This is a genomic window from Rheinheimera sp., from assembly GCF_020217005.1.
Taxonomy (GTDB): Bacteria; Pseudomonadota; Gammaproteobacteria; order Enterobacterales; family Alteromonadaceae; genus Pararheinheimera.
Map to the genome: position 1 here is coordinate 1 of NZ_JAIWOI010000349.1, position 10000 is coordinate 10000.

7 protein-coding genes are annotated in these 10000 nt (G+C 46.5%); 5 read left to right on the plus strand and 2 right to left on the minus strand.

From position 1 onward, the window contains the following. Positions 1-605: 605 nt before the first annotated feature. Positions 606-2645 carry a methyl-accepting chemotaxis protein gene (locus LDL40_RS17115; protein ID WP_300996666.1) on the plus strand — a complete coding sequence of 680 codons (2040 nt, stop codon included), beginning with the start codon at positions 606-608 and terminating at the stop codon, positions 2643-2645. A gap of 71 nt (positions 2646-2716) precedes the next feature. Here the strand turns inward: LDL40_RS17115 and luxS are convergent, their stop codons facing one another. Further along, positions 2717-3223, minus strand: coding sequence for an S-ribosylhomocysteine lyase (gene luxS / locus LDL40_RS17120; RefSeq protein WP_300996667.1), 507 nt, complete (start codon positions 3221-3223; stop codon positions 2717-2719). A 244-nt stretch (positions 3224-3467) separates the two neighbouring features. Between luxS and dnaK the strand changes: the two genes are divergently transcribed. From dnaK to LDL40_RS17135, 3 genes are all read left to right on the plus strand, one after another. Further along, positions 3468-5375, plus strand: coding sequence for a molecular chaperone DnaK (dnaK, locus tag LDL40_RS17125; protein ID WP_300996668.1), 1908 nt, complete (start codon positions 3468-3470; stop codon positions 5373-5375). A 100-nt stretch (positions 5376-5475) separates the two neighbouring features. Then, entirely contained in the window at positions 5476-6609 is a 1134-nt protein-coding gene (dnaJ, locus tag LDL40_RS17130; protein WP_300996669.1) for a molecular chaperone DnaJ, read from the plus strand. Positions 6610-6735: 126 nt separating this feature from the next. Further along, positions 6736-7542 (plus strand): M48 family metallopeptidase, encoded by an 807-nt coding sequence (locus tag LDL40_RS17135; protein WP_300996670.1) that lies wholly within the window; start codon positions 6736-6738, stop codon positions 7540-7542. A gap of 108 nt (positions 7543-7650) precedes the next feature. Here the strand turns inward: LDL40_RS17135 and LDL40_RS17140 are convergent, their stop codons facing one another. Further along, positions 7651-8958, minus strand: a complete 1308-nt coding sequence (locus LDL40_RS17140; RefSeq protein ID WP_300996671.1) for a Na+/H+ antiporter NhaC family protein — start codon at positions 8956-8958, stop codon at positions 7651-7653. A gap of 284 nt (positions 8959-9242) precedes the next feature. Here LDL40_RS17140 and LDL40_RS17145 point away from each other — a divergent pair. Continuing rightward, on the plus strand, positions 9243-10000 hold a 758-nt coding region (locus LDL40_RS17145), incomplete at its 3' end, for an iron-containing alcohol dehydrogenase (RefSeq protein WP_300996672.1).

The following is a 10000-nucleotide window of genomic DNA, read 5'->3' on the forward strand; positions in this document are numbered from 1 at the left end:
TGACTCCATTCCGAACTCAGAAGTGAAACGCAGCCGCGACGATGGTAGTGTGGCAGATGCCATGCGAGAGTAGTTCACCGCCAGGCTCCCAAATACAGAACCCCGCTCACTGAGCGGGGTTTTTTATTTGCGTTGCACAGGCGGTCGCTAGGGTGAAACAGGAAAAACGGGACGCAAACAGTTTTGCGTCACGCCTGTTTCACGCCACGAGCTCTGCGAGCGGCCGGACAAGACGGTCCGCTGTCGCCTGACCCAAACCCCAGGGATGGGTGAGCACAAAAACGTCCGGAACGTTTTTGAACGGCGAAGCCGGCCCGAAGGGTGGAGGGCAGGACGCCCGCAATAAAGTAGTTCACCGCCAGGCGGACAAGACGGCCCCTGTCTCCTCACCGCCCCCCAATTCAGAGCCAATCTGGCTCAACTCATTCCCAACGCCGCAAATCCCCCTCCCCAAAACCACCCAAATGCACTAAAAAAACTCACCCAAACGCACCAATCTGATACATCTAAATCATTGATTAAATTCATTTAGTTATCAAAATAAATTCAGTGGTAAAACCAGCTGCTTTATGTTTTTATAGTGTTGTATCCATTTGGGGGCAGCTATGTCGTACATTAAAAATCTATCCATCAAACAAAAATTATTAATAGCGGTAGGTGGTTCAGTAGCTGTACTTTTAGTACTTTCTGCGCTGTTTACTGTAAATCATTTGAGTCAACTGACCCGCCAGCAAGTGCAGGCTGAAGTAAACTCTTTAGTCACTACTGAATCGGTGAACATAGGTAAATTTTTCGCTCAGTATGCTCAGGTGGCCCGGACTTTTCTGGAAGCTCCACAGTTTCAGGCCTGGTTTCAGGCTTATCCGGCCCGTAATGCAGAACTGAACTCAGTGCCTGGATATCAAGACATCAACAGCAGTTTTATTAAGATCAGTGAACGGGATCCCAATATACTTTCAGCATTTTTTGCACTGGATCGCACTGCTGAATACTTCAGAGAAAATTCAAGAACAGGTGTGGACAAAGAAGGTCCTGATGCAGGAGATCTCAGCAAAGGCTATTTTGCCACCCAGCGTCCCTGGTACAAGCTAAGCCTTGAACATAATAAGTTTTTTGTGGGCTCGCCTTCTGCCGATTTCACTACGGGTATTGTATCCGCAGTGGTCGAAGGGCCAGTGTATTTGCCTGACGGTACTTTATTAGGTGTTGGAGGTCTGGATCTACATTTGGATAAGCTGGGTGAACAGGTTGAACGCATCCGTTATCAGGGGGAAGGCTTGCCATTTTTGCTTGATAGCGTGGGGCAGGTCGTGCATTTCTCTAAAGCGGCAGGAGTTGATATCAAAGCCAATGATCCGCTGGCCCTGTTAGATAAAAATATTGCCGATACAACAGGTTTCTCGGCGCTGGAACAAGCCGCCAAAGAGCAAAAATCTGGTTTTACTAAAGTCAGCTTGTCAGGCAAAAGTTATTATGTGTCTTATCGGCCTGTCAGTCTCGAGTTTCCGAAGATGAACTGGCTGGTAGGTTTGTTGATACCAGCAGAAATGATTGAAGCTCCAGTACAGCAGGCTACAGCCTGGGCCTTGTTTGCAACCTTGTTAATGCTTGCCGTGATTACAGTTGTAGTGATAATTACCACACAACGCATTATCCGGCCTTTATCTGATTTAACAATGGCGATGAAAGATATCGCCAGCGGCGAAGGCGATTTGACCCGAACTCTGGCCATTCAAAGCTCAGATGAAGTCGGGATTCTGGCTGCTCATTTTAATACCTTTATCAGTAAGTTAAGACATTCCTTGCAACGTACTTCAGAGCAGTCTGCTTTGGTGCATCAATCCAGTCAAAAACTAAATAAGGTCGCAGCTCAGACTGACGCTGAAATTCAGAGTAACAAGCTGCAAATAGACGCCGTTTCTGCTGCTGTTACACAAATGTCGGCTACAGTGCAGGAAATCAGCCATAACGCGCAGCAAACCAGTTCTGCTGCATCACAAGCCCAGCAACGAGGCATAGAGGGGGCTGTATTATCACTGGCGGCAGTGAAGGATATGAGCTTGTTGGCTGATACTATGACCGAAGCCGTTGATGTAGTGATTGGATTGGCGAAGGAATCTGAAAACATAGGTGCAGTTGTTGATGTGATTAAAGCCATAGCGGATCAAACCAATTTACTCGCACTGAATGCAGCTATCGAGGCTGCGAGGGCTGGTGAGCAAGGTCGTGGTTTTGCCGTGGTTGCTGATGAAGTTCGCTCACTGGCGGGCAGAACTAGTGAAAGCACCGGACATATCCGTACTATGGTTGAAAAGCTGCAGGCTATAGCCAAGGACGCTGAGACGAAGATGCAACAAGGGCGCGAGCAAACACAGTTAAGCTCTGAGCGGGCAACATCGATGCAAAGCGCACTAGACGCTATAGGGCAGGCTATTGAAGTAGTACAACAACAAAGTGCAGCTATTGCAGTTGCAACACAGCAACAAGGTGTAGTGGCAGAGGATATTAATTTGAATATCCTCCATATCACGCAGTTAATGGACAGTACGGCGTCTCACACCACTGAGCTGAATACGGAGTCAAATGTGCTGAATCAGGCAGCCCAGCAACTGAAAACCATTACGGGCCAGTTTAAGCTGAATTAACACTCCGAGCTAAAACTAAAAAGGCCACTGCGCTGGGTAGCAGTGGCCTTTTTCTTATTGAAACGAATGACTTATTGCTTTAAAAACTCCGCAGAAAGTTTTAACTCGTCATTTAAATTCACGCCAACACCACGGCTGATGATGTTCTGGGCAATCTCTTTAGCTTCGGCTAAAGAATGCATCTGGGCTGTACCACATTGATAAATATTCAGCTCAGGAATTTCAGATTGGTTTTGCACTGTCAGTACGTCCGCCATAGCGGCTTTCCAGGCTGCTGCTACACGCTGTTCGTCCGGTGTACCAATCAGGCTCATATAAAAACCTGTACGACAGCCCATTGGGGAAATATCGATGATTTCTACGCCGTCACCATTTAAATGGTCACGCATAAAACCAGCAAATAAATGCTCTAGTGTATGAATGCCTTTTTCTGACAGTATTTCTTCGTTAGGCACGCAAAAACGTAAATCAAATACAGTGATGTCATCACCTTTGGGTGTATTCATTTTTTTAGCCACACGTACAGCAGGTGCTTTCATAATGGTGTGGTCTACGGTAAAGCTGTCTAATAAAGGCATAATCGTTCTCTCAGTGTGCAAGCAATTGAGCAGGATTATACGCCGCAAATGCTTTTTGGGTTAAATGCTTTTCTGTTCTAACGCCTTAGTTTAAGAGCTATTCACCCTTCAAACGCGGCTTTTGCTTATTTATCGCACAAACGGTAAATTTTTTTAAAAAAATAACCTTGAATCGAATAGGGATAAACCCCATTAACTGGTCAACACAATTTTAATTGTACAGATTAATAAGCGGAGAGTAGTTATGGGTAGAATCATTGGTATTGACTTAGGTACAACAAACAGCTGTGTGGCTATTTTAGATGGCGACCAGCCACGCGTTCTTGAAAACGCTGAAGGTACCAGAACCACTCCTTCCATCATCGCTTATGCCGAAGACGGCGAAGTATTAGTGGGCCAGCCAGCCAAACGTCAGGCTGTGACTAACCCAAAAAATACTTTGTTCGCAATTAAGCGTTTGATTGGTCGTCGTTTTGAAGATGCTGAAGTTCAGCGTGACATCAAAATCATGCCTTACCAAATCGTTAAGGCTGATAATGGTGACGCCTGGGTTGAAGTTAAAGGTAAAAAATTAGCTGCACCGCAGATTTCTGCTGAAGTGCTGAAAAAAATGAAGAAAACTGCTGAAGATTACCTGGGCGAGCCAGTAACTGAAGCGGTAATCACAGTTCCGGCTTACTTCAACGATGCGCAGCGTCAGGCGACAAAAGATGCCGGTCGTATTGCTGGTTTAGAAGTAAAACGTATCATCAACGAACCAACAGCAGCAGCTCTGGCTTATGGTATGGATAAGAAAAAAGGCGACACCAAAGTTGCAGTGTATGACTTAGGTGGCGGTACTTTCGATATCTCTATCATTGAAATTGACGATGTTGATGGCGAACAGACCTTCGAAGTATTAGCAACCAACGGTGACACGCACTTAGGTGGTGAAGACTTTGACTCTCGTGTGATCAACTACCTCGTCGACGAGTTCAAAAAAGAGCAGGGCATTGACCTGCGTAACGATCCACTGGCGATGCAGCGCTTAAAAGAAGCGGGCGAAAAAGCTAAGATCGAACTTTCTTCTGCTTCTCAGACTGAAGTAAACCTGCCGTACATTACCGCAGATGCGACTGGTCCTAAGCACTTAAACATCAAAGTAACCCGCGCTAAGCTGGAGTCTTTGGTAGATGACTTAATTCAGCGCACTATTGAGCCGCTGAAGCAGGCATTAAAAGATGCTGACCTGTCTGTAAGTGAAATCAACGACATCATCCTGGTCGGTGGTCAGACTCGTATGCCGAAAGTTCAGGAAGCGGTAACAGCCTTCTTTGGTAAAGAGCCACGTAAAGACGTGAACCCGGATGAAGCTGTCGCTGTAGGTGCTGCGATCCAAGGGGCTGTATTGTCAGGTGATGTGACTGATGTTCTGTTGTTAGACGTAACTCCACTGTCTTTAGGTATCGAGACTATGGGTAGCGTGATGACTGCCTTGATTGAGAAGAACACTACTATCCCAACCAAGAAGTCACAAACTTTCTCTACAGCGGATGACAACCAGTCAGCTGTAACTATCCACGTGCTGCAGGGGGAGCGTAAACAAGCTTCTGCCAACAAGTCGCTGGGTCAGTTCAATTTAGAAGGTATTCGTCCGGCTCGCCGTGGCGAACCTCAAATCGAAGTCACCTTCGATTTAGATGCCGACGGTATTCTGCATGTGTCTGCGAAAGACAAAGACACAGGTAAAGAACAGAAGATCACGATCAAAGCTTCTTCAGGCTTAACAGATGAAGAAGTAGAACGTATGGTTCGTGACGCTGAACTGAATGCTGAAGAAGACAAGAAGTTTGAAGAATTAGTTCAGACCCGTAACCAGGCTGATGCTTTAGTGCATGCAACCCGCAAGCAAATTGAAGAAGTAGGCACGGCGTTAGCGACTAACGACAAACAAGAGATTGAAGCTGCTGTTGCTGCACTGGAAAGTGCGATTAAGGGCAATGACAAGGCTGATATTGAAGCTAAGACTCAAGCTTTACTGCAGGCTTCGCAAAAGCTGGCTGAAGTCGCTCAGGCGAATCAGCAACAACCAGGTGCTGAGCCACAAGCTCGCAATGCAGCCGGTGATGACGTAGTGGACGCTGAGTTTGAAGAAGTAAAAGACAACAAGTAATCATTGTGTCTGTGGGGGCGCATCTTTAAGATGCACCCCATACCAGAGTTAATTTGAGCGACCGCCTTGTGCGGTCGCTCCTCTATCAAGATGAGTTGTTATGTCGAAGCGTGATTATTACGAAGTGCTTGGCGTCCAGAAAGGCGCTGACGATAAAGAAATCAAAAAGGCCTATAAACGGCTCGCCATGAAGTATCACCCGGATCGGACTCAGGGCGATAAAGCTATGGAAGAGAAGTTTAAAGAAGTGCAAGAAGCCTATGAGATCCTGTCGGATGACCAGAAGCGCGCTGCGTATGATAACTATGGTCACGCTGGTGTGGATCCGAACCGTGGTGCTGGTGGATTTGGCGGCGGTGGTGACTTTAACGACATCTTCGGCGACGTGTTTGGCGACATCTTTGGTGGTGGTCGTCGTGGCGGTCAATCCCGGGCCCAGCGTGGCTCAGACTTACGCTACAACCTGGAGTTAAACCTCGAGGACGCTGTACGTGGTAAGTCAGTTGAAATTAAAGTGCCAACCTGGGTGTCTTGTGATGTCTGTGATGGTTCAGGTGCGAAAAAAGGCACGCAAGCCAAGTCTTGCCCAACCTGTCATGGCGCTGGCCAGGTGACTATGCGTCAGGGCTTTTTTGCTGTACAGCAAACCTGTCCTACCTGTAGTGGCCGTGGCAAAATTATCCCGGATCCCTGTACTAAATGTCATGGTGATGGCCGCGTAGAAAAAACTAAAACACTGTCGGTGAAAATTCCTGCGGGTGTGGATACAGGTGATCGTATTCGTTTAGCGGGCGAAGGTGAAGCGGGGCAGTTTGGTGCGCCAGCCGGTGACTTGTATGTGCAGGTGCATGTCAAAGATCACCCTATCTTCGTGCGTGATGGCAACAACTTGTATTGTGATGTGCCTATCAGTTTCAGTACAGCCGCTTTAGGTGGTGAAATTGATGTGCCGACCTTAGATGGACGCGTCAAGCTGAAGATCCCATCCGAAACCCAAACCGACAAAATGTTCCGTTTACGTGGTAAAGGGGTGCAGTCGGTGCGTGGTGGTGGTGTCGGGGATTTAGTCTGTAAAGTGGTAGTGGAAACCCCGATCAACTTAAGCGATAAGCAAAAAGACTTATTGCGCCAGCTGGATGAAAGCTGGGCTGGTGACAGTGAAGCCAAACACAGACCTAAATCCAAAGGTTTCTTTGATGGTGTGAAGAAATTTTTTGACGACTTAACAGGTTAAGTCCTTAACGAAGAAAACCACCTGCGGGTGGTTTTCTTTTTTCAGATGCCGCACAATAACTGAACTTATTGCCGCTTTTTTAGTTCTATTAGCCGCAGTTTGAAGTACGAAAAGAAGGATTATTTGATGCGTACTAAGTTAATACTCCCATTGTTACTTACTACTTTGTTAGTCGCCAGTTGCGCCCAGTCTCCTACTGGCCGTCGCCAACTGATGTTATTTGATGATAAAAAACTCAGTGCTATGGGTATTCAGACTTTTGAAGGCATGAAGGCTGAAACTCCGATCAGTAAAAATAAAAAAGTGAATCAGTATGTGCAGTGTGTGGCCAATAACCTGCTAAAGCATACCGATGCAAAGTGGCAACAAACCCCATGGGAAATCGTTGTGTTTGAAAGTGATCAGGTCAATGCTTTTGCGTTACCGGGTGGCAAAATGGGTGTGTACACTGGCTTGTTATTAGTGGCGGACAATCAGTCGCAACTTGCAGCTGTGATAGGTCATGAAATAGCGCACGTGATAGCGGGGCATAGCAACGAACGCTTATCCAGCGACCAGTTTATTCAGACTGCTTTAACAGTGGCTGATAGTGCGTTAACAGTTGCGGGTACTCCATACCAGCAACAAATGAGAACGGCTTTTGGTTTAGGTGCTCAAGTGGGCATAGCTCTGCCATTTAGCAGAGCGCATGAAACTGAGGCCGACATTATGGGTCTGGAACTGATGGCTAAATCGGGGTTTGTCCCCACTGAATCTGTCAAGCTATGGCAAAATATGGCAGCTAAGGGCAGTGGGTCAACGCCTCAGTTGTTATCCAGCCACCCAGTGCCGGACAATAGAATTAAAGAGTTAAATAAGCATATGGCAGTTGCAGAAGGCTATTATCAGCAGCGCCGCAGTCAGGGTGCTTTGCCGAACTGTAATAAAGCTTAAAATTTAAATAACAGGTCCAGCTTAATGCTGGCCTGGTTGTTACATTTTGCTGTCCGGCAACATGCTTGTCCAGGCCATCGGCGCTGCGCTTCGATGTTAAAAATCTTTTCAGTCGATTTTTTCAAGGAGAATGCGGGCTACAGCGAACACCGCGAGAATTAAACAATAGTAGCTGTTGGTGACCACATCCCATGGTGACAGGCCAAAGCTCGCTCCTAATAACAAAGCCTGAGCGCCATAAGGCACTAAGCCTTGTGCAATACAGGCAAACACATCCAATAAGCTAGCACTGCGTTTAGGCGTGATTTGGTGGTGTTGAGCTATGTCTTTGCTGACGTCACCAGTCACCACTATGGCTACTGTATTATTGGCGATACAAAGGTTGCTGACAAAAGCCAGAGCAGCAATCGCCAGTTGCTGGGCTTTATTACCTGCCAGTTTCAGTTTTAAAGCCAAAGCTGTGACATGACTGGATAAATATTGCAAACCGCCTTGTTGTTTTACGAACTCGCCCAAGGCGCCTACCAACATCGACAGCAGGAATATCTCCTGCATTGAACCAAAACCTTTGTATATATCTTTACCCAGGTTAGCCAGTTGATAGTCGGCCAATATTGCTCCTTGCAAGGCTGCCAGGACTATGCCCAACAGCAGAACTGCGAATACGTTCATCCCTGCCACCGCCAGAATTAGAATAGCGGCATAAGGTAAAACGCCAGTCCAGCTAAAGTCTTTGACTGTCACTTCGGTTTGGCTTTGTGCTAGAACAGCAAAAAGCGCTAATGTAACTAATGCTGCTGGCAGAGCAATTTTTAAATTTTCCCTGAATTTGTCTTTCATTTCCGCACCCTGTGTGCGGGTAGAGGCTATGGTAGTATCTGAGATTATCGACAGGTTATCGCCAAAAATTGCGCCGCTTAACAGCACCCCTGCTACTAAAGCGGGCTCTAACTGCGCTTGAGTGCTTAAACCTACGGCTATTGGCGCTAAAGCGCCGATAGTGCCCATAGAGGTGCCCATAGCTGTCGCTACTATGGCCGATATCACAAATAATCCTGGCAATAAAAATTGTGCCGGGACCAAAGATAAACCTGCATTAACTACAGAATCGACGCCGCCAGTGGCCTGAGCTACTGTAGCAAAAGCGCCCGCCAACAGGTAAATGATGCACATCGTAATAATGTTGCTATTACCAGCCCCTCTTACCAAAACCTCAATAGATTCGGTAAGCGATGCCTTATAAAGTAAAATCGCCAATACCAGTGCAGGTATAATAGCTACAGGCCCAGGCAACTGATAAAAGGCATAGTCAACTCCTTGCGACTGCAGATAAAGCCCCGTGCCTAAGAATAAGGCAACAAATAGCAGCAAGGGCAGCAAGGATAAACGTGCTTGCTGTTTTTGCGATAATGTCATGAGTTTTCCTCTAAACCTGAAAGGTTTTAAAATTTTCCGGAATATAGAGACGTCCAGAAGTCCTGTCAAATACTAAAGCTGACTAAGCTATAGCCAACCAAATAAAAATGATTGCTTCAGATCACAAGTTTCATAATAAACGGTGAGTCTCAATTGCTTAAAATCAGCCTAACTGAATTCAGGCATTTTGCCTATGACAGAAGAAAAAACCTAAACCGCTTGAACTTCATTGGTTTTAGGCCCATATAACCCACTAACTTTCTGTTTTCCATACCGGAGCTACTATGTTTAATTTTTCTTACCAAAACCCAACCCGTATTGTGTTTGGCGATGGTCAAATTAGCCAATTGGGTCAGTTGATCCCCGCTGGCAGTAAAGTGTTGTTGGCTTATGGCGCAGGTTCGATTAAACAGAATGGCGTCTATCAACAAGTGACAGATGCGCTAAAAGGTCATAGTTATACAGAGTTCTCTGGTATTGAACCTAATCCTAGTTACGAAACCCTAAGCAAAGCTGTTGCTTTAGTTAAGGCGGAAAAAATTGATTTTATTTTGGCAGTCGGCGGCGGATCTGTGGTGGATGGCTGTAAATACATAGCAGCGGCCGCATTAATGGAGCAGGACGGCTGGGCAATTTTAGAAAATAAAGTGCGCATCAAAGCGGCATTGCCTCTGGGCTGTGTCCTGACCTTACCTGCGACTGGCACAGAAAGTAACGCCAACGCAGTCATCACCCGACAGAGCACTCAGCAAAAACTGGCATTTTCACACCCTGCCGTCTATCCGCAGTTTGCCATTTTGGATCCAAAAGTTACCTACAGTTTGCCAGCTAAACAAATTTCCAACGGTGTAGTGGACGCTTTTGTCCATGTGATGGAACAATATCTGACATACCCGGTCAACGCTGCGGTACAGGACAGATTTGCTGAGTCTATATTACAAGTGCTGATTGAAGAGGGACCAAAGGCCTTACGTGATCCGGAAAACTATGATGTCAGGGCCAATGTGATGTGGGCAGCAACTATGGCACTGAACGGTTTGAT

Bases quoted from the DNA above. Each gene is read 5' to 3' on its own strand.
- luxS (WP_300996667.1), bottom strand. From the start codon at position 3,223: ATGCCTTTATTAGACAGCTTTACCGTAGACCACACCATTATGAAAGCA.
- LDL40_RS17140 (WP_300996671.1), bottom strand. From the start codon at position 8,958: ATGACATTATCGCAAAAACAGCAAGCACGTTTATCCTTGCTGCCCTTG.
- LDL40_RS17135 (WP_300996670.1), top strand. From the start codon at position 6,736: ATGCGTACTAAGTTAATACTCCCATTGTTACTTACTACTTTGTTAGTC.
- LDL40_RS17115 (WP_300996666.1), top strand. From the start codon at position 606: ATGTCGTACATTAAAAATCTATCCATCAAACAAAAATTATTAATAGCG.
- dnaJ (WP_300996669.1), top strand. From the start codon at position 5,476: ATGTCGAAGCGTGATTATTACGAAGTGCTTGGCGTCCAGAAAGGCGCT.
- dnaK (WP_300996668.1), top strand. From the start codon at position 3,468: ATGGGTAGAATCATTGGTATTGACTTAGGTACAACAAACAGCTGTGTG.